The organism is Klebsiella sp. MBT K-1, assembly GCF_002556465.1.
GTDB lineage: Bacteria > Pseudomonadota > Gammaproteobacteria > Enterobacterales > Enterobacteriaceae > Klebsiella > Klebsiella grimontii.
Window position 1 is genome coordinate 110495 of the sequence record NZ_PDEL01000004.1, and the last position, 18705, is coordinate 129199.

The window sequence follows — 18705 nt, forward strand, 5'->3', positions numbered from 1 at the left end:
CGCTGACAGAATGAAACGCTGGCGATACTGAGCCGGGCTGGCGTACTCCTCGCCAGTTATTTCCCGTATCACTCGCCAGAATCCCTCATTCGACGCCCAGTCTAAGAGGGTATATATGACGTTTCCGGCTGGGCATTCTGGGTCGGGGTATCGATATCCGGCTTCGACGTCTGCAACGAATCGCGAAACGCCGTAACGCTCGATGAGGTAAGTTGCCCATCGTACATTTTGATCACCGTTCCCACGGTTGGAGCGATCAGGTTCGCTTTCTGAATGGCAGAGGAAACCATAAAAAAAACCACCTCCCCCTCAACCTCGCGGTATTCGTCAGGGTCAATAATCCCCTGCTTGAATGCCACCTCAAGCGGCGCAGTCTTCCACTGGCCATCGTCGCTATAGACAACCACGGTCAGGCGCTGAATCTCGTCGACGATGGTCAGGGTTTGCGGAGGTTCAGACAGATTCTGATTGTCCTGTTTTCTCGCTTCCATGTCCTGCCTGAGCCTTTTTCTCAGCATCATGGCGGCTACGCGCGCAGAGCCGAGAGGGCCAACCTGTGCAATGAAGTTGGTAAACAGATTACCCAGCAATACACAGTATTCTTCTACCACTTCATACGGGAACGGCGTGACATGCAGATAGATGATAGAACCATCACTGCGGGTGATGTTGCTAACGAGATTCAATTTCTTATCGATTTTCATGCATTACACCCACATGTTGTCGTTGGTGTTCATGTAGCCGCTGATGGTCACCACAAACGCCGGGTCCATACCGCTGAAAGTCAGTTCGTTGAAGTTGACCAGATAGCAGTTAAGCAGCGTCAGGTTGCCGAAGGTGTTCGCATCCGGCGTCACCACGACTTCACCGAGCGCGGTATCAGTCAGGAAGCGCTGGCGATAGCTTTCACCCAGCCCCTGGGTTTTGAGGAGATGCACGGTCAGCGTAACCTGCTGATACGGCGCCTGACTGCCGACAGTGCCGGTCAGCGTCGGAATAATATCGGTCGCCGGGCCGTCCGGGCGCAGACTGATGGCGTCCTTTGCCAGGTATGAGGCAGAGACGTTAAGCGCGGGGGTATCCGTGACAGAGATAGCCCCGCGAACGCGATTAAGAAAGCCCTGCGGTACTAATGGGTTGCCCATTTTTTACGCCCCTACAAAGTTCGTTACGTTCACGTTGAACGTGATGGATTCAAAGCCGCGGCGAGGAGTCATGACGGCGCTCAGTCCGTTGTACTTCCCTTCCTGGTAATCTGACGGGTTCAGGCTGGTATAGTTGCCGAATGGAACGGCGTTGATTACGGCGTTACCGGCGTAGGTGCCTTTATCGTACTCGGTGTTGAAATCCTGCTGGATCAACTGCGTGTCAATGACACGTCCGAGGATCAGGCCGTAACTGATGCCGTTACGCATCGTTTTAAGCGCCCGGCGCTGCAGGCGGTCGATACCCTTCTGCTCATAGTAGAGCGGGTTAACCGTCGTGTTAGAGCCGTTGATAATCTCGTTTGCCAGATCGAGTTCAAGGTTAATCGCGGTCCATGCCACTGAGTACCAGTAGTTGAACGGGTTCCCGTCCAGCATGCGGCCGGAGAACAGGACCTTGTTGCTTAGGCCGCCTTCCGCGCCAGTGCCGATATAGTTGATGTTGCTGTCCTGCAAAGATTTCAGCAGCGCGCTGTTGCCTTCAAGAGGATATTCAGTCAGGCCGTACATGAAGCGGTACGCCATCGGCGGCACCATATTGCTGGAGCCAGGGTCGTTAGCCAGAGACGACTGAAACGGACCGGCCATGGAAAACTCGCTGGCCGGGATATCCGGTGACTCTACGCCCGCGCACACCGTTTTATTTTTCGTTTCTACCCATGCCTGATAGGTGGCGATCGTCGTGGTAACGAAGAAGTAAACCAGACTGCCCGGGGAGGTATAAAGTCCGGTCAGAGTTTTAAAGCTGGCGTTAGACTCCCACTCCCGAGGGACGAGATAGGAGAAGAATTTCTGATAGGTATTGCCAAGAGACACATCCTCGGCAATGAAGGCGGCCAGAGCAGTCACGGCGTCAGCAATGGAAACATCGCCCAACTCAAGCACATACACTGACCGGGTTTTCCCCTGCGACCAGAACGAGGTGTTCATTTGCGAAATTTCGTTCGAAACGACTGTTTTCACGGAGCCCATGGTTGTCGCGGTGCCGGGATTGGTCGTCAGCGGATAGGTGAAAGTATTAGCCCCCGTAACCGTCGCTGTATAGGCGCCGTTGTAGCCTGCCGGCGCTGAGCCAGAAATAAGAACAGGGACCTGCGAGCCGTTCGTCCAGCCATGCGCGGCGGAAAGCGTCACCGTCACCACACCGGTCGCCCAGGCAAGAGAAGAAATTGATTTTGCCGGGGCCAGAATGCTGGCAAGGTCGCTTTCATTGGTCAGCAGCTGATATTCACCTGCATTCAGCGTGGTGCCACCCATGGAAATCATCGCCCCGGACTTTAACAACTGCGAGGGCTTCGGCGGATTCGTCACCGACACGTTAATATTAACAATTGCCATTTACTTATTTCTCCGGGTAAATGTTCGGAATTGCAGATGTGATCAGCCGGCGCGACAGGTCACGCATCCGTTGCTGGTAGTAGTTAATTTTGAATTTGATGGTTTTGCGCATGGCGATGATGTTCAGCTCGTTCTGCGTGACACGCTCATCCTGCACAACGGGGATGTTCATGATCCCCATCTCCGGGGCATCGCCGGTAGTGTAGTCCTGCACATACCGCACAAAGTCTTCAATGCTGGCGTTACGCAGGCCGGTGACCGATAGCGTCACATCTTCCGATACCAGCTGATACTGATTTTGCTTTTCGTCCAGATAGAATGCGCCGGCGATCGGAGACGTGTTGCTGCATTTCACCGTCGCATAGGGCGGCGAAAGGTTTTGCGTTGAGAGCATTGCCGGAAACATCGGCATGTACTGATTCAGGGCCAGCCAGATCGGCAAAGAACTCGACACCACCACGTCAGAAAGGTCTATGTCATCCGCAGAGTTGATGATCTGCGACCGCATGTGCGGGAAAATCGCCTCTCCGGTGTAGTGGTACAGATTCGCCGGCTCATTCAGCCCAGTACGCCGGGAGAAAGAAAACTGAACGCCAAAAAACTCGCCGATGTAGAGCACCTCTGACCCGATATCGTTGAACGGGTCAATGTCCGCCTGCGCGGTGAATGTCACCACATTGCGGTCGTACAGTTGCTCATCGTCCTGAATGGTTTCGGTCGTCAGGTGCAGATAGCCCTTAACATTCACAGTGGCAGGCTCATTGCTGGGATCGTCAGACAGAACCGAGGATTTCACCCAGAATACAAAGCCATCGAGCGGAAGCACCTTTCTGATGTACTTCGTGAAGGTCACCACCTGAAACCGGCTCAGGTCATCAAGCCCTTGCGTCAGGGTCGCATTAAGCTCGGTTTTGGCGTTCTGTAATTCACTCAGGGAAGGCATTCAGCACCCCGCTTACCCAGGCGCGCATTGCTGCCTGATAGGTTCCGGTGTCAATGAACGAGGGGCGCGGCGGCCCTTTTTTGCCCTTGAAGCGCTTCGATATACCATCAAGCGCGCGGCGTGTTGGCACGCCTGGGAGGCCGTTCATTTCTGTGTTATCGAGGAAGCCCACAAAGAGATCATGAACTTTTGACATTGACTCGGCGAGCGGGTCCTGCGCCGGCGGAGCGCCTGCGAACATGTTCTCAAGCGATGCGGCGAGGTCTTTGCTCATCAGGTCAGCAATGTCATTGCCGTAGCGGTCAAAGAACGTCTGCATTATCTGGTACTTTTCTTCCAGATACTCGGCAACATCCCCGGTCGTGGTGTCTTCATCCTCGTATGGAATGTCGATAACACCCAGATGAAAGGTAATCATGACAGGCCCCACAGACTCCCGAACTGCTGAGCGATCATCAGGTAGCGACGCCCCCATGGGTCCTGCAGCATCTGGAGGTCAGCCAGAGACAGGTCTTTGAAGAAATCAGGCACCAGCCGCTGTGCGTTGGTTGAGTTATCGCCCGCGCCAGTAATAACCCCGGCTTTGAAGTCATTCAGACCATGCTCTTTGCGGAAATCAGAAAATACAGCCTCTGTGCCGTAGTTGATGAGAAACGAGGCACCAAGGTTATAAACCGCGATGCTATACATGTTCGGCATAACCGAGGCGATATCAGGGTTTACCCACTCAACCGCGCCGCCATAGGCGAGAGAAAAAGACGGCGAGTCGTCGGGAACCTGGTCGGGGGTAATGCCCATATCAGCTCGAACGAATTCGATAAATCCCGACAGACTGGTTGTCATTTTTTCTTGCTCCCGGCTTTCGGCGTGACAATTTTTTCGTTAATGGTCGGATCGTCAGAGTGGTCATCGCGACCCTTGGCCTGCTCTGCGCTGAATTCCATATCACCTTCGTAGCCGATCCCGCTCTCGCGCAGTGTGCTATCCAGAGCGGCGACTGATGCCTGCCGGCGGCTATGTGCGCCGCGGGTCAGATGGCCATCGTTATCGCGAATAGTTTTCTCAATAACGCTGGCGGAAACGGGCTTGTTGATGCTGTAGCACAGGCCGACAAATGCCTGGCTCTGGTCGATTTTGGTTGAGTCAACCAGGCCATAAACCTGATGATGCTGAATAACTGCTTCGACTTCTTCGGTCGAGCCATCCATAACTTGCATCTGTGATCCGTGCTCAATGGGAATCTGGCGGAGTCGCCCGGTTTCCAGCTGGCGGAAAGTAAAGATGTGGCGCTGTTTGGTAGTGTTGGCGATGAACAGTTTCATTGTTTACCCTCGTAAAAAAGCCCCTGCACGGATAGCCATGCAGAGGCTAAAGCACTTCTCGATTTCGCGTTTTAGGCGCTGTATGCCATCGACAGGATAGTGATAGCTTCCGGACGGACCGCCCAGCCAGACGTAGAGCGCATTTCTGACAGTACGTCGATAGCGCCCCCGGGGATTGGCGTCGGGATTTCCATCGGCGCGGCCATGTCGGTGAACATCAGGGCGTTCGCCGCCAGAGACGGGCTAAGTTTGGCGAATTCGTTGGTGTTCACGGTGGAGTTAACCATCGGCACTTCCACTTCCGGGATGGTGATGACCACCGCGTCAGTGCCGCCAGCGCCGGCGCCGATCAGCGTGTCGTCGTATACCCAGTCAACCTGAACATTTGCACCGCGCAGAACCTCTTTCACAGTTCCGCCGACGGTATCAGTACCACCACCAGGACGCTGGTAAGAGGTCAGTTGAACGATCTGCTGAATCTCCATCGCGCCCAGCACACGCTGCGGCCCGAGGATAACGACACGCTGTTGGCGACCCAACTGCATGGTGCGGGTCAGTGCGGCCTGAACATGACCAAGCAGATAAACTGCCATCTGGCCATGATCGTAGGTCAGCACGGTGGTGTTGCTATTGCTGTCCGGCGGCAGGGTTTCAGTGGTCGCGCCTGCAGTGTTAAGCAATCCTTCGCCGCCCGCCGGGTTCATCCCGTACAGCAGCGCTGAGCGCAACTGCTGGAAGATACCCTGGCGCATGCCGAGGCGCTGAGCTTCTGGAAGAACCATGTTCCAGTTACCGGCTGCAGCGGTGTCGTGGTGATCGTAGATGCCACGGCAACGGAACAGATAGGTAGGGGTGGAGATCATGCGCGCTTCGAGCGCCACGCTCGGCAACTGGTTAGCGTTGCCGGACTGGCTGGAGGTTACCTGAGTGCGGATATCCAGACGGCGCATATAAACGTACTGGTCGCCTACACCAAGGCGAACCTGCGGGTTACCGCTGGCGATGGTTTCAAACGCACCGGACGCCTGCTGGTAACCGATGATCAACTCCGGCGCGATGTACGACGGGTTGACGATGGTGTAACTGGGGGTAATTGCAGCCATTTAAAGCTCCCGATTAAAGTAAGACCAGCGCGCAGGCGTCGTCGTTTTTCCAGGTAAGGAAGCCCGTCGTACTGTCATAGCTGACAGTTTTGGAATTCCCGTTCTCGATGGAGAGGACTTTCACCGGCAGCGTGATATCTGCCTGAGCCACAGCACCGATAGTGCCCTGCGTGGTCGCGGAGCCGCCCGGCGCGCTTGCCGGCGCATAGGTGAAGGTTGTCGCAGTCGGCACGGACAGCACAACGACGGTACCGTTATAGGCCGCCGGAGCTACGCCGCTAATCTTCACGTACTGGCCAGCGGTCAGTCCATGCGCTGAGGCGGTAGTGGCAGTGGCCACGCCGTTTGAGTAGGTAACCGAAGACGTCGCAATGTCAGAGCCGGCAAAAGCCGCCGCGGCTGCGGTGGTCACCCGATCATTGACAAAGTCCCACGCCAGAGCCGTTTTCACCGATGCGCCAGCGGTTCCCAGCGCGACCACCTGCACTGAAGCTTTCAGCGGAACGCGCATGTTAGAGCCAAGGCGATAGAATGAAACACTCATGCCGGACGCATACAGCGGAACCGGTGATTGTGGAGTAGTAAGGCCGTTGTGAGCCTGATTGAAGACGGTGAAGCCTTCAAGCTCAGCCAGCGACACAGCACGACGAATGGTCGAACCGCGAGGGCTGGATTTCACACCAGGCAGCAACTCGGCAACCGGCAGCCCGCCCCAGAGTGGTTTAGTTTCGGTGGCGGCGACGGTACCGGACGCCAGATTAAAGCGGTTTGCCGGATCGTCCAGGGCAACGCCCTGAATGAAGCCATCAGACTGCACACCGAAGGAACCAGCGGCATTCGTGGTCACCATCGGGTTAAGAGATAAATTAGCCATGCTTCAGAGCTCCCGTTAAGCCTGGTTGTTGAAACTGGTGACCTGACGCTTGCCAGACTGGAACGGCGCCCAGGTGACGGACGGATCGCCTTCAAAGGTACTAATCTCACGACCGGTAGCATCCTTGCGCTTAATCTCGCGCAGCATGCCCGGGCCAACCGACAGGCTGGCCGCCTTCTGGGCGTCGGCGTAGATGTGCTTTTCAGCCGCGCTCAGCAGTTGAGAGTCAGCGATAGCAGAGAGATCGACGGCTTTAAAGTCCGGCGAATGCTCCTGCAGTTGAATCATCAGCCGGCGGCGATACGCCATCGGTTTTTCACCGGACAGCGGGATCGGGGCGCGCTTGCCAAAGCTGGAGAAGACGCTATCGGCTTTCACCTGCGCTTCAGCAACTTCGTTGCGCTCTTCGTCGCTCAGTTCGGTAGGAATGCGGGAGCGAAGCTCGGCGATTTCCTGGCGCAGTTGAGAGTCGGCCTTTTCTTTTGCCATTTTCTCAGCCGCTTCGGCATCTGCCTTTTCTTTGGCTTCAGCGTCAGCTTTTTCCTTCGCGGCTTTTTCTTCCGCGCCGGCCTTGGCTTTTGCCTCTTCCGCCTCTTCATCCTCTGCGTCCGCCTTTTCTTTCTTGGCGGCTTCATCAGCATCAGCTTTGGCTTTCAGATCTGCTGCTTCTGAATCAGCCTTAGCCAAACGTGCATCGATCGCCTTATTAATCAGCGCTACGATTTTTTCCTCGTCCATCTTTTCAGCCTCTTTGGGAATGGAATCAGATTTAACACCGGTGGGGTTAAGGAGCTTGTCCCATACGCCCTGTTCACAAATTGCAACGTGGTCGAGCAACTCGGGGGATGGCTCCACCAATAGAGGCTGACCGTCGACAATGATTGATTGAGCAACCTCTGAGAACTTCACAGTAGGCGAGGTGCTCAATTGCCTTGTTGCCATAATTTCAGCAGCTTCGGCGTCGTACACACGCGCAACGGCCCACACTTCGCCCTTATCGGCAACCCAGGCATTTGTCAGGGTGCCAATAACGCGCCTTGAGAACTCGTCACTATCAAGTGTTCTTTTTTCGGGGTGAAGCCAGATAAGCGGGACGCCAGCTACCCGCTGGAGAAATTCAGGGGTGAGATAATCGTCCGGGTTACGGAAGGTCATCTCCTGATCTGCAGATCGCCAGGTAACTCCTGTTCCGGTCACTCGGATGGCGAACATCCACATGTTGTAAAAATATTGCGGGCTGCTGAGCGTTCCGTCAGCGATGAGCGCGGCCACGTCGGTTTCATTGAGCGCCTGCTGCGCCAGCATTTCAGCGAATGGCTGATGAAGCGGCTTAGGCAAATCGTCAATATGGAACCATCCGGCGGCCAGAGATTCGTCGTTTAACTTCGCTTCGAACTGCTCCGGCACGTCGGCGCGGTAGGTCAGATAGTCACCGTGTACGCTATGCGGTGTGAGCAAGCCATCGTACTGATAGCCAGTCTCCTCCAGCACCTCGCGCCGCGCGGCGTCTATGGCTAACTCTCCCGGCTCTATCGTCCCGCCCGGCTGGCACCATGTGCCATCATCCGAGCGCTGGATCAGGAAGACGAATTTCCCCTGACGGAACATTATCCCGCTGCCAAAAATAGACACGTTTCAATGCTCCTATGCTGCTTTCATGGACTCCAGAAACTTGCGGCCCTTCTGGGTTAGCATGTCCTCTGGAATGCTGCGGAGGTTATACAGATAGGTGACGTGGCACCGGCAGAAAACCTCTTCACCGGGCTGCGTGATTGCGTCGAGATAGCCGGCGGGGCCAGCCTTGACGTATCCATTTTTTTGCGCCCAGTTTCCGCGGATGAGATAGACCAGCTTATCCCGTTCCTTGTGGTCTTCCCGGTAGTCGTACCCTGCCTGGCGCCAGTGGCTATGCCACTCGGCAGCAATCGCGTTGTTGCTGGTTGCGATCACGTTGTCGATGTTGGCTATCAGTTTATGGTTTTGGTCAATCATCACGCGCCGCGCTTCATAGTCCACCTTCTCGGCAGCCTTCTGAATGTGGTCTGCCGTCTCCCGCATCGTTCCCTGAATACCGGTCAGCGCAATACTATCGGCAGAGGGTATGCTGCTGGCCCATCCGCTAAAACGAGACAGGGTAGTGTCGATGGCTTTTTTGCGGTTGAGCTGGATAAGGTCGGCACTGGCGAGGATCCTCCTGTCTAGCTCCGTCCTCATCTTCGGCTCAAGGTAGTTGAGCGTAAACCGGGATATGCCCGGGTGACGCTTCAGCGCGCCAGCACGGCCCACCTGCAGATCGTATGCTTTCGTCAGGTTGCGGGTGACCATCGCCATATAGTCATCGGCTGTTTCGCTTTCGGCTGCCTGGCGGATAATCGCCTGCCAGCGTTCCAGTTCTTCACGGGATGAATAGCCGTTGCGGAGAAAGAACTTCACCGCATCTCTCACTGTTCTGGTGAAAGTGTTCATAGCATCATCCCGCCGCCCGGCTCTTCAGCTTTCGGCGGCTCCGGTGGTGGGTTTTCTTTCAGCGATTCGTAATCGAGGTTAAGCCTCTGAGGGAAGAGGTTCTCATTGGCGTTGGCGTTTTCACACGCCCATTCGATCAGCGTCGCGCGGTTTTCCGGGTCAGCCGTGAGCTGCGGAAGCACTACCTCCAGCATGCTAACGATCGCCCTAAAGCGCGTCTCGTCGACCTTCACCTTCTCGCTTTCCGGCTCTTTCAGGGAGGACGGCCAGCGATATTCGAAGTTGTTTATCCAGCTCGCGAAATACACGCTGTGGGTGTTTTTCAGCTCCGGGAAGTCGGCACGCAGCGACTGGAAAAACTCAATGCTCCAGGCGCGGTACTGGCACACACGGATGAAGAACGCGTAAAGCTGGTCCAGCCACTCGCGGATGTTGTCGATGTACACCGCTACGGCGCGGGCATCTTCAGTGCCCTCTCCGAAACCTTGGGCGAACGTCTCCGAGTTGAGGATGATCGCCGGCATGTCAGCGGCGGCGGCCACGTTCTCCAGAATGTGCTTACGTGCAGAGTCTAGAGGCTTTTCCAGGTTGCTCAGGTCGATTGACTCGATTTCGTCGCTCTCGCCGATCTGGAGAACCTCTCCCGTCTTCCCGCGCTTCAGCATCATGCGCTTAATACCGCTGAGCTTCTGCATCATGTTGTTGACGACGGAGCTTGGCCCCTTGATTTTCGTCACCAGCAGGCCACCTTTCACCGCAACCATGTCGTCGGTGCGCATGGTCTGGATGAAAGATTTCAGCGGATAGAGCGCGCGCTGGTAAACGCTGCGCCCGGTGAAGCCGAACGCCGCGGGGTTGTATGCGAGGTAAATCGGATCCTCGTTCTGCACGACGACACAGCGCGATTTGTGATACGGCTTGCCCGCCACCTTTATGCCGTCGACTTTTTGGAAGTCATGGGCATTAGGGTCCTGATTCAGCACGATACTGCCAGCGGTGTTCAGCGGGTCGAGAATGTTGAAGCTGATGTTGTGCTTGTATAGCGTGCGGTAGTCCAGAGATTCATTCGGCGCATGGTTATCAACCAGCATTGCGATCGCTGATACACCGTAGATTCGGGCGAGGCGCGCGGCATTGGCGATGTGCTGGTTAGCACCCAGCGCTTTCCACTCGCGCTCGAACGCGTCGCGCAGGCGCTGCTCAAGTCCATAGGACTGGGCAACATGTACGGTGCGCGGCTCATTCATCGCCATTTTGATAGGGCGATCCACCATCTTTCCGCCCAGCGGGTGGTAGAGGTAAACCGTTTTGCAGGTCTGATAGCCAGCCGTTGACCCTGGCTGGATGTCGTCACTGTCCAGCAATGCCATCAACTCTGAGTGAGAGCAGCTGCCGATTTCGAAATCATCTTCGTTCATTGGTTCTCTCGTCAGATTGCGTCGCCGCTACCGAACGCGATGATCAGCCCGTAGGTGTAATCATCCAGCAAATCGTCGGCGCGCTTGTGCGCGTTCTTATCGGCAAGGTGGAATCGTGATACCTGCTTATGCAGATGATTAGCTGTTTCGCCCTTGAATACGGCTGTCTTCTCGTAGGCGTATCGGGATATTTTCGCCAGGCCGCGGTAGTGATAACCGGAGGCCATAATGGCGCGCTCGTCCTTCCCTTTGCTGGTCAGGGCGGACTCAATTTTGTTGACCGGCCATCCAAGGCTTTCACCTTTCTGCAGGAGAATGCTGCCCATACTGGCGTCTTCGATGAATACGCCCAGGCTGCCGTTGATGGATACACACTGGCTGGAAAGTTCGTTGAGGCGCTCGAATACCGATGGCATCCACGTTTCCAGCAGCGCCCCGTCGATCTGCACTACATCCCAGTCGAGTATCGTCAGGCGCTGAATGCCGGGCCTGGTATCGACGGCGTAGTAAACCACCGCCGTGCCGTCGTGCTCAGTACCGCCTTTAACGGCGGTGTCCATGACGGCGAATACGGCCTGACACATTTCAGGGTAATCGACAGGCTGATCCTGATTTTCACCCTCAAACCATTTTCGGACGTCGAACAGCGACGCAGCGGACCAGTCAACGAACTCGGCCAGAAACTCCTGGCGGAAAACACGAGGATCGTTATTCTCGCGCTCTTTCTCCAGTTCTTCGGGTGGTACGAACGGGTTAGAGGATGTTGGAGCATGATGCTCTATAAATCCCAGGGATTTGTTATTGCAGATGGCGTAAAAAAAGTTCTCTTCGTCCACACCGTCAGGCGTTGAGAACACGTAAGCCCGACCCTTTGTCGTCAGCAGCGTCGGCTTAATCGACTTCGGCCAAATCTCCTTCAGCATTTCAGGCGACTTGGTAAACGCCGCCTCATCGATCAGGATAATTTCGTATTCACGACCACGGCCAGCCAGTTTGTTGTCGTTGGTGACCCAGAAGTCAATCTTCCCACCGTTCTTCAGCAGCAGGCGTTTTTCCTGCCGGCTGAAGCTCTTTTTCAGCGGCAGCAGGATTTCTTCCAGCTTGTCGTAGATCTCCTGGTACTGGCGATACTCGGCAGTGAAGATACCGACCCGCCCGCCCAACTCAATGTCCATGCCCGGGCGGCGGAACTGTGACGTCGCATAGGTCACCGCGGCGCTCGACAGCATGAAGGTTTTACCCCAACGTCGACCGCAGCGAACCGCATTCAACTGGTGATGCCAGGAGTCAGACCAGACCGTCAACTGCCCGTCGTGTAGCGTGGGTAGGTAAATGTCGGCCATGATTTATCTTCCCGGGATAGGCAGCGAGTTATGCACGACGATCGCGGTATCCTTGTCGCCGTCTTTCAGCGCATCGATTTCGAGCTCAACCTTTTCGGTAGCAGCTTCCCGGTAAGCAGCATCGACGCGCTGTTTAATGATTGCCGCCTTGGTGTACTCCAGCGACTCAATGCGCGCGGTGTTGCGATGCATGGCTTTCTGCGCCTGAGAGATGAGGTCATGCAGGTCTTTGGCCTGCTCGCTGTCTGCTATCTCCAGCTCTGTCTGCCAGCGTCCGATATTCTCCGCGGCTGTCAGGCTCGCCGCCCGTAGCCAGAAAAGCTCATCGTCGAGCGTGAGCATCTGGGCATCTTCGGTGATGGCATCAGAGAGCAGCATCCGGCGGCCGTAGCCACCATGCTTTAATGCATTCTGGTTGCCAGGCTGGAAAGCGTTCGTCGGCGGCGCAGTGCGCGATCCGCGTATCGGTTTCGTTTCTGGAGATTTTGCGCGGTGGCCTGTTTCACTGGCGGATTTTTTCACCTTCCCGTTTTTACTGGCCCCGCCTTTCTCCTTCTGCGAATTCGCAGATTTATTCGCACTTTTTTTTTGCGAATTCGCACCGTAAGTCGTGACTTTGATATAGCGTTTCGCAGATGAGTAATTCAGTCCCTGCGCTGCGCACCAGTCTTTCGGGGATATTCCTGTTTTGGCATGCTCGGCGAGGAACTGGTGTTGCAGTGCTCCCCAGTCCGGTTTTGCCATGGTCCTTACCTCGTTGTGACATTATCGAGCCACCTCTTGAAGTGGCTCTGTAATGCCTATCGCGCGATCATTTCTTAACGCTGTCCGGCATCACCGCACCAACAACGCCAGCCAGCGCCACACCGCCAGCAATGACGGTTTCCTGAATGCCCGGAGGCATCTGATAGCCAAATACGCCAGCAATGACCAGGATGATGCCGCGCCAGGTTGACGGCTCTTTCAGCCGGTTGATGAGATAGTTCATAGGTTCCCCGTATTCACGATAAAAATACTTCTCTCTCTGCCTTGCGGCGATTGGTTAGTCCAGGCATGGATTTGCCGCCTGATTTATTCCAGCGAAGGAACTCATCAGCCGCGCCTTTCACATCCCCTGAATTCAGCTTTTTCATCAGCGTTGAGCTGGATAGCGCACGGGTTCCGATGTTGTAGGCCAGCGACACAAGCGCGTCGTACTGATTCTGAGTTACGGAAACTTTTAGCATCTTGCTTACTGCCAGGTCGAAGCTCACGATGCCAGTACGAAGCAGGCGATCCGCTGTCGCATCGTCAATCTTCATGCCGGGCTTGATGGGCCTACCGTCGACCTTGCCGGTCCAGCCAAAGCCGATAGTCCATGGGTCACCGCCAGTTCCCGGGTCCGGGTATGCGGTTAATCGACAGCCTTCGAACCCCTTAATCAGCGCGATGCCCTTATTGCTTATCTGCATTGCCACCTCCGAAGCGAATATTAATGATGTTGATAATCAGCTTTCGGAACTGTTCAACGCCAATAAAGCCGATGCCACCGCCGATGCCTACCGATAGGTTTTTGGGAATTGACAGATACTCAAGGCCAGACGCGACAGTTAATGTCAGTGCGCCGCAGAGAAGGCCCTCAAGAAGCATCTTTTTCCAGCCTCCGCCACCGTAGGCGATGCGTAGCCCAGCCATGATTACAGAAAGCAGCACAGCTCCCAGCGGCGTATCTCCGCGCCACCAACTATGCAGCAACTCCAGAAAGTCAGGCCATGAATGGGGATCGTTGTGCATTTTCATAGTCTCTCACCTCGCGTAGTTAGCGGGTGCTGTGTGAAGTGAGGAAAGGCCGCCAGATGGATTTACGACAAAGCACAGAGTGAATGACGTTCTGGCGGCACAAATAAAAAACCCGCTCAAGGCGGGAAGGAATACCAAGGGTAAAAATGACGGCGCGGTAGCCGTAAGGGTCCCAAGGCAGGGGATATGGTGGACTTTGGCGCTGTTACAGCAGCGCCCCTGATGGATTGGATTATGAGCCCGTCATCAGGTCAGCCCATTATCTGGCACTGCTGAGCTAAATCAGCAATCTGGCTCAGAGCTCTCGCGTATGAGCTTCAACGTGTAGTGCGGCACGCATTCACTCAAGAGCCCTGACCGGATTGCGGACATAAAAAAGCCCAAGGCGTTAACCTCGGGCTTGAATTTTTTTCGCCTCGGAACGACTGAACGGATTCCCAGCGTTAGAGATTAATCTAACCAGTTTTTCCGGCAATTGCAATATCTATTTTCCAAAAAAAATCTTTTTTATAGAAAATACTCATTATTTAGTCACCCGAGAGAGAATGACATCAGCGTATGATTCCTGTTTGTGACATTCGGATACCAGCTCCTCGAAGAACGGTTGCAGCTGCTCATAAGCTACCGTTTTCTTAATGTCAGTCACGGCCCTTACCCCTTCCAGCACCGTCGAAAACTTCATGCGCGCATAACCTCTTCCGCTACAGCGTTCGCATACTTTCATTACCGGTATCCCAATGCGCTCGCTGGCCTCCTTATCCAGTACCTTTCCTTTCCCATTGCAGCGACACGAATTGCTGATAACACCCTTTCCGTTACAGGTTGAGCATTTAACTTTGACAATCTCGCGGGCTTCGATCCAGCGCTCCCAGTGACTTGGGAGAACCGCGCGGGACATCTTTGCCCAATAAGGCGGCTTACCCCACGGATATGAGCATTTGTTGGTGAAAACCTGAGACTCTGTGAAGCCAGTCCCAACGCAGCAAGAGCATTTTCTAACGCTGGCAGCACTTCGTGTGTAATCCTGGTATGCAAAAGCACACAGAACTTCGAGAACTCTTTTGCGAACGTCATGGCTGAGTTCTGAAACGATGTTAAAGCGGATTGATAGTCGCTCTGCTGATTCATAAAGTAGCTCCATTGCTCGGTCAGGTGTACTTACCCCGATCTTTGCCAGATAGAGGTCGAAGCCGAATCCGCACTTGGCATTTACCAGCCCAAGAGCGGCCATGATGTCAGTGCCGGTTAGACCATCAGATGCAGTAGCCCGTGGCGAGTCGCTCAGCATTGGTGATTTAGGCGCGAAGTATTTGGCGATAGATTCGAGATTCATGCTGTCTCTCCCAAGGTCTGATAGATGCGAACGAAATTCTTGAGGATGCGGTAGTCAACCAGCACGGTGCCGCTGCTGCGTAAAAGACGGAGCTTTATCCAGCGGTCGCGGATGCGTTCGATAACGTCACGGCTCATTTGGCCTCCGCCATAAGCTGGTCATACGTCAGGTAAAGGCCCCAGCAGCTAAACAACACATATGCCTTAACGACGGCCATTTCCTCGTTGTTCCACCGACAGAACCATCTGATTGCGCCCATAACCTCGCTCTCTATCTGATGCGGTCCGTTCAGGTGGATGGGATAGACCACGTCATCAAAAACAGCAGCAGTGGACATTGGGTATTGGATTTTGCTCATGCGGCCTCCTGATGGCGGGCGCGGCGCTTCTCCAGCGCGCGGGCTCTGCGGGTGAATATGGATTTGATGCGCTGCAGGTAGGGAATATCGAACCGGCGCGGCTCGTTATCAGCCTCAAGGCGCTCTACGCGGTCCTGGCCAATGCGATCAATAAGGTGAATCCGGTACTCAACAGCGTTACCGCTCAACTGCCGGTTGCATCGGGTACAGGCGGAGTGGACATTGAATACGTTGAACTTCAGGTGCGACGCTGCACCGCGGGAACGGTAATGGCTGGCATCAATGGCGCTGCCGGTCAGGTAGTTACTTTTGCCGATGAGTGGATTGCCGCAACTGGCGCAGGGCTTACCTTCATCACGAATGCGAATGTACCGGTTAAAGGCTGACTGAGCCTCTTTATCCCATTGGGCCTTTGTCATGAATGACTCGCGCTTGGCCCGGCGACGCTGGCGCCCCTCCTTCTCGGATTCGCGCTGTAGCTTCACCGCCCTGGCCTTAGCCGATTCACGGGCTTTTGCTGTCTGTTTTTTGGCGATCGCGCTGGCGCATTCAAAGCAGCAAACTACCTGTCCATCCCGGGTAGGATGGAACCATTCGCGGCAGTGAGCGCATTTACGGCGTGCTGGTTTACGCATGTGGCCTCCTTGCTTTCAGGCAGAGCCACTTCTTATCGACCAGGCGGGCGGTATAGCCTTTCAGTGTCGGGATGTCGGAAGGCTTAACTTCGACCTTGCGCTTGCGGCGAGCGGGAGCGCGGAAGATGCCGCGATCCATTACTTTGGCGAGAAGACATTGCATACCCATCACCCCGCAAAGCTCAGCAGCTGACTGGCGGCATTTTCAGCCTCAGCCGGCGAGTGGAATTTGCGACGCAGAATGTAGTTCCAGAGCACATTCAGCACTGATTTGTAGACGCCGTTGAACTGGCTGTCGTCCATGCTGGCGAAGGAGATCGACTTTGCGACACGACGACGGCTACCGTCAGGCATCTGGTATTCGTCGTAAAAGCCAGCCTGAATGGTTGCCCACTCGCGGAAGGATTCGAAGTGTTTCAGAAGGGCCATATCTCGGGAGCGAGAAATACCGACCGATGAGAGATACATCTCGGAGGCGTTCTGGAGCGCAGCGCGCTGATCGAGGTCGGATGAAAGGAAGTCGATAAACCCGGATATGAGGGTTCGCTCCGCGGGCTCAATGAGGCCACCGGAAGGCGTCCAGTAGTGATACCCGAGAGTCAGAAGCTTGAAAAACTTCTTGTGGAATGCGTAATTCCGGGGCTTGCGGAACTCACCGCAAAGCAGTTGCCCTACGGGGATAAGTTGCAGGTATTCGCTGGTTCCCGGCTCTGCGGGAATCAGTACGTTTTGATAACTCTTCTCAAATTGCAGTGTCTGCGCCATGTGTCCCCACTTGGCGCCGGATAATCGTGTCAGTTGCTCAGGCTGACGAGGTAATTATCGCCCTTCACGGGGATAAAAGCAAAATGAGCATATACGATAAAACCCCTCAGGAGAGGGGTTTGATTTCAACTGGAGGATTTGCGTTCTGCGGGGGATTTAGGCATCAGTCGCCATCCTCTTCTGGCTCTTCCAGCGCATCATGGAACGCCACCGCGACAACCTTCCCGCCAAACACTTCCATGTGCGCGTGTACCGGCGGCTCTTTGCCATCTTCGAACTCAACGACGAAAGTTAGCCTGGGCATTACTTCGCCTCCTGCGGGGCGGCGGGCAGCGGCATCCAGTGGGTGATTACGTCATCCCACACAAAACCGGGGATAAACTGCTCGCCATCAAATGTTTGCACATCGAAATCACGACCATCAGTAACAAGATAATCCCCACGCTTTGGCATCTGCTCGCTTACCGGAATCCATTCCGGAATTACCGGAGAGTTGCCAGCCTGGAGCATGGCGGCGCGGCAGGCGTTCCATACTTCGGCAGCTATATGACGTTCGCGATTATTCAGGATAATTCCTTCTGGCTTCACCCTGCATATGATGTCGCTTTCTGGCGTAATGCGATCTGGAACTACCGGCGCTAGCTGCGCGTGGCGATAGAGCGGGATAACTTCCCCGCCCCACTGTTTGACGTTGCTTTCTGCGAAAAAAAGGTGCTCTGGGAAGTAAAATCCCGGCGCATCAATATCGTTTCTTTTGCTGTCCCACATGTACGCCACCGGCTCGCTGTCCATTGCGGCCAGCGCCATACGGGCCAGTATTTTGCTTTCGCCATGCTTCAGGAATCCATCTTCGGCGATTTCCTGCAGGCGCTCTCTGGTTATGGTTAATTTGCTGGTCATGGCCTAATCTCCGTTCTTCCGCCCAGAATTCGGATTGCGATTCTTTCCCGCAAAGTTAACTGCCGATGCTTGCCACGAGCATTTACGATTTCAGGCTTACCGGTTGGCGGGTAATTAACCCTGACTGATTGACCATCCAGTGCATGAGCCGCTTCAAGCAGCGTTGCCTTCAAATGTTTAGGGCACTCTTTCTGCACTTTTTCGCCGTCTGAAATGATGCCTGCAATGCCCTGCAGCAAGCTGGCTAAATCGCTAAGATAATTTTTCATGGTCACTCAGCCTCCACCTTGATGCCAGCGGCGTTGAGTCCATCCTGAAAAGCGCCAACAACATCAGCTACAATTCCGAAGTAAACAGTACGCGCTCCTACAGACATTGGCCCTGTAGGTTCTGGAAGCTTCACGGTGACGGTGCGGGACTCCAGCTCGGCGATGCGCTGCTGGCGCTCGAATGACTCCTGCGCCAGACCCGCATTCCATTCCCGCAATTCTTCGATATATCGCTGCGCCTTCTCCAGCGCCTCTACCAGCTCAGCGCCAGCCGCTTTCCAGGCGAAATACAGTTGGTCTTTGATGTATGGCCCGGTTTTGTCGGGATGAAATGACGACTTAAACCAAGCCTCGAATTTTTCTCTCTGCGCCAGTTCGGTGATATCAGTCATTGGCCTTTCCCTCGCTGCGGAACATCATGATTGTCAGGTCGCCTTTAGTGGCCAGGCGAACGGTAGAGCCAGGTTCCAGGCTGTTAAGCTCAAAGGCGTCATAAAACTCATTCACAGCTTTCTGGCGGCGAGATTCCTTACGACGCTTGTCCCACTTCCTCAGAGCATTTTTGGTAATCCACTGGCCTGTTTTAACCATGATGTATGCCCATCCAAGAATGGCTAAACCGGTATTGAGATAAGTGGCGATGCTCATTTCCCG

The 18705-nt window shown here is 54.8% G+C and carries 28 protein-coding genes; all 28 read right to left on the reverse strand.

From position 1 onward, the window contains the following. Positions 1-101: 101 nt before the first annotated feature. The 28 genes from CMQ96_RS07030 to CMQ96_RS07155 all read right to left on the reverse strand — a co-directional run bounded on the left by CMQ96_RS07030 (position 102) and on the right by CMQ96_RS07155 (position 18699). Complete coding sequence (locus CMQ96_RS07030; RefSeq protein ID WP_098066424.1) at positions 102-704, reverse strand: hypothetical protein; 603 nt, start codon at positions 702-704, stop codon at positions 102-104. A 3-nt stretch (positions 705-707) separates the two neighbouring features. Beyond that, the gene (locus CMQ96_RS07035; RefSeq protein WP_047935517.1) at positions 708-1145 is read right to left on the reverse strand and encodes a hypothetical protein; all 438 of its coding nucleotides are present in this window, start codon (positions 1143-1145) and stop codon (positions 708-710) included. A 3-nt stretch (positions 1146-1148) separates the two neighbouring features. After that, positions 1149-2543: a hypothetical protein gene (locus tag CMQ96_RS07040; RefSeq protein ID WP_098066427.1), complete on the reverse strand. Its 1395-nt coding sequence runs from the start codon at positions 2541-2543 to the stop codon at positions 1149-1151. 4 nt (positions 2544-2547) lie between these two features. Next, a complete protein-coding gene (locus CMQ96_RS07045) occupies positions 2548-3486 on the reverse strand; it encodes a hypothetical protein (protein WP_047684919.1) in 939 nt (312 codons plus the stop codon). After that, positions 3470-3904 carry a hypothetical protein gene (locus CMQ96_RS07050; RefSeq protein WP_047684922.1) on the reverse strand — a complete coding sequence of 145 codons (435 nt, stop codon included), beginning with the start codon at positions 3902-3904 and terminating at the stop codon, positions 3470-3472. The genes CMQ96_RS07045 and CMQ96_RS07050 overlap by 17 nt, the downstream gene beginning before the upstream one ends. After that, entirely contained in the window at positions 3901-4329 is a 429-nt protein-coding gene (locus CMQ96_RS07055) for a hypothetical protein (protein WP_047935513.1), read from the reverse strand. Before CMQ96_RS07055 ends, CMQ96_RS07050 begins: the two co-directional genes overlap by 4 nt. Continuing rightward, complete coding sequence (locus CMQ96_RS07060; protein ID WP_098066430.1) at positions 4326-4808, reverse strand: hypothetical protein; 483 nt, start codon at positions 4806-4808, stop codon at positions 4326-4328. The genes CMQ96_RS07055 and CMQ96_RS07060 overlap by 4 nt, the downstream gene beginning before the upstream one ends. 71 nt (positions 4809-4879) lie before the next feature. Next, entirely contained in the window at positions 4880-5911 is a 1032-nt protein-coding gene (locus tag CMQ96_RS07065) for a DUF2184 domain-containing protein (RefSeq protein WP_098066433.1), read from the reverse strand. 13 nt (positions 5912-5924) lie between these two features. Continuing rightward, the gene (locus tag CMQ96_RS07070; RefSeq protein WP_098066436.1) at positions 5925-6785 is read right to left on the reverse strand and encodes a hypothetical protein; all 861 of its coding nucleotides are present in this window, start codon (positions 6783-6785) and stop codon (positions 5925-5927) included. A gap of 15 nt (positions 6786-6800) precedes the next feature. Continuing rightward, positions 6801-8417 carry an NUDIX hydrolase gene (locus tag CMQ96_RS07075; protein WP_098066439.1) on the reverse strand — a complete coding sequence of 539 codons (1617 nt, stop codon included), beginning with the start codon at positions 8415-8417 and terminating at the stop codon, positions 6801-6803. A gap of 12 nt (positions 8418-8429) precedes the next feature. Then, on the reverse strand, positions 8430-9251 hold the full coding sequence (locus CMQ96_RS07080) for a hypothetical protein (RefSeq protein ID WP_098066442.1): 822 nt from the start codon (positions 9249-9251) through the stop codon (positions 8430-8432). Beyond that, positions 9248-10669, reverse strand: a complete 1422-nt coding sequence (locus CMQ96_RS07085; protein ID WP_098066444.1) for an anti-CBASS protein Acb1 family protein — start codon at positions 10667-10669, stop codon at positions 9248-9250. The genes CMQ96_RS07080 and CMQ96_RS07085 overlap by 4 nt, the downstream gene beginning before the upstream one ends. Before the next feature lie 11 nt (positions 10670-10680). Beyond that, positions 10681-12012 carry a terminase large subunit domain-containing protein gene (locus CMQ96_RS07090; protein WP_098066446.1) on the reverse strand — a complete coding sequence of 444 codons (1332 nt, stop codon included), beginning with the start codon at positions 12010-12012 and terminating at the stop codon, positions 10681-10683. A 3-nt stretch (positions 12013-12015) separates the two neighbouring features. Continuing rightward, the gene (locus tag CMQ96_RS07095; protein WP_098066448.1) at positions 12016-12756 is read right to left on the reverse strand and encodes a hypothetical protein; all 741 of its coding nucleotides are present in this window, start codon (positions 12754-12756) and stop codon (positions 12016-12018) included. 67 nt (positions 12757-12823) lie between these two features. After that, positions 12824-13000, reverse strand: coding sequence for a hypothetical protein (locus CMQ96_RS28620; RefSeq protein ID WP_012967894.1), 177 nt, complete (start codon positions 12998-13000; stop codon positions 12824-12826). Positions 13001-13013: 13 nt separating this feature from the next. Continuing rightward, positions 13014-13463, reverse strand: a complete 450-nt coding sequence (locus tag CMQ96_RS07100) for a lysozyme (RefSeq protein WP_098066450.1) — start codon at positions 13461-13463, stop codon at positions 13014-13016. Further along, complete coding sequence (locus CMQ96_RS07105; protein ID WP_047724171.1) at positions 13447-13791, reverse strand: phage holin, lambda family; 345 nt, start codon at positions 13789-13791, stop codon at positions 13447-13449. Before CMQ96_RS07105 ends, CMQ96_RS07100 begins: the two co-directional genes overlap by 17 nt. Positions 13792-14314: 523 nt before the next feature. Further along, positions 14315-15124, reverse strand: coding sequence for an antitermination protein (locus CMQ96_RS07110; RefSeq protein WP_098066452.1), 810 nt, complete (start codon positions 15122-15124; stop codon positions 14315-14317). Then, the gene (locus CMQ96_RS07115) at positions 15121-15261 is read right to left on the reverse strand and encodes a YlcG family protein (protein ID WP_032693618.1); all 141 of its coding nucleotides are present in this window, start codon (positions 15259-15261) and stop codon (positions 15121-15123) included. The genes CMQ96_RS07110 and CMQ96_RS07115 overlap by 4 nt, the downstream gene beginning before the upstream one ends. Beyond that, complete coding sequence (locus tag CMQ96_RS07120; RefSeq protein WP_098066454.1) at positions 15258-15482, reverse strand: protein ninY; 225 nt, start codon at positions 15480-15482, stop codon at positions 15258-15260. Before CMQ96_RS07120 ends, CMQ96_RS07115 begins: the two co-directional genes overlap by 4 nt. Continuing rightward, positions 15479-16117: a recombination protein NinG gene (locus tag CMQ96_RS07125; RefSeq protein ID WP_098066456.1), complete on the reverse strand. Its 639-nt coding sequence runs from the start codon at positions 16115-16117 to the stop codon at positions 15479-15481. The genes CMQ96_RS07120 and CMQ96_RS07125 overlap by 4 nt, the downstream gene beginning before the upstream one ends. Beyond that, positions 16110-16280 carry a NinE family protein gene (locus CMQ96_RS07130; protein WP_098066564.1) on the reverse strand — a complete coding sequence of 57 codons (171 nt, stop codon included), beginning with the start codon at positions 16278-16280 and terminating at the stop codon, positions 16110-16112. The genes CMQ96_RS07125 and CMQ96_RS07130 overlap by 8 nt, the downstream gene beginning before the upstream one ends. 5 nt (positions 16281-16285) lie before the next feature. Then, positions 16286-16882, reverse strand: coding sequence for a DUF1367 family protein (locus CMQ96_RS07135; protein ID WP_023283341.1), 597 nt, complete (start codon positions 16880-16882; stop codon positions 16286-16288). 163 nt (positions 16883-17045) lie between these two features. Beyond that, positions 17046-17186, reverse strand: coding sequence for a hypothetical protein (locus CMQ96_RS28625; RefSeq protein ID WP_176518980.1), 141 nt, complete (start codon positions 17184-17186; stop codon positions 17046-17048). After that, entirely contained in the window at positions 17186-17782 is a 597-nt protein-coding gene (locus CMQ96_RS07140; protein WP_098066458.1) for a DUF551 domain-containing protein, read from the reverse strand. The genes CMQ96_RS28625 and CMQ96_RS07140 overlap by 1 nt, the downstream gene beginning before the upstream one ends. Then, on the reverse strand, positions 17779-18051 hold the full coding sequence (locus tag CMQ96_RS07145) for a hypothetical protein (RefSeq protein ID WP_098066460.1): 273 nt from the start codon (positions 18049-18051) through the stop codon (positions 17779-17781). Before CMQ96_RS07145 ends, CMQ96_RS07140 begins: the two co-directional genes overlap by 4 nt. 2 nt (positions 18052-18053) lie before the next feature. Then, positions 18054-18443 carry a hypothetical protein gene (locus CMQ96_RS07150; RefSeq protein WP_098066462.1) on the reverse strand — a complete coding sequence of 130 codons (390 nt, stop codon included), beginning with the start codon at positions 18441-18443 and terminating at the stop codon, positions 18054-18056. Further along, positions 18436-18699: a DUF4752 family protein gene (locus tag CMQ96_RS07155; RefSeq protein ID WP_080876469.1), complete on the reverse strand. Its 264-nt coding sequence runs from the start codon at positions 18697-18699 to the stop codon at positions 18436-18438. The genes CMQ96_RS07150 and CMQ96_RS07155 overlap by 8 nt, the downstream gene beginning before the upstream one ends. Positions 18700-18705 lie beyond the last annotated feature (6 nt).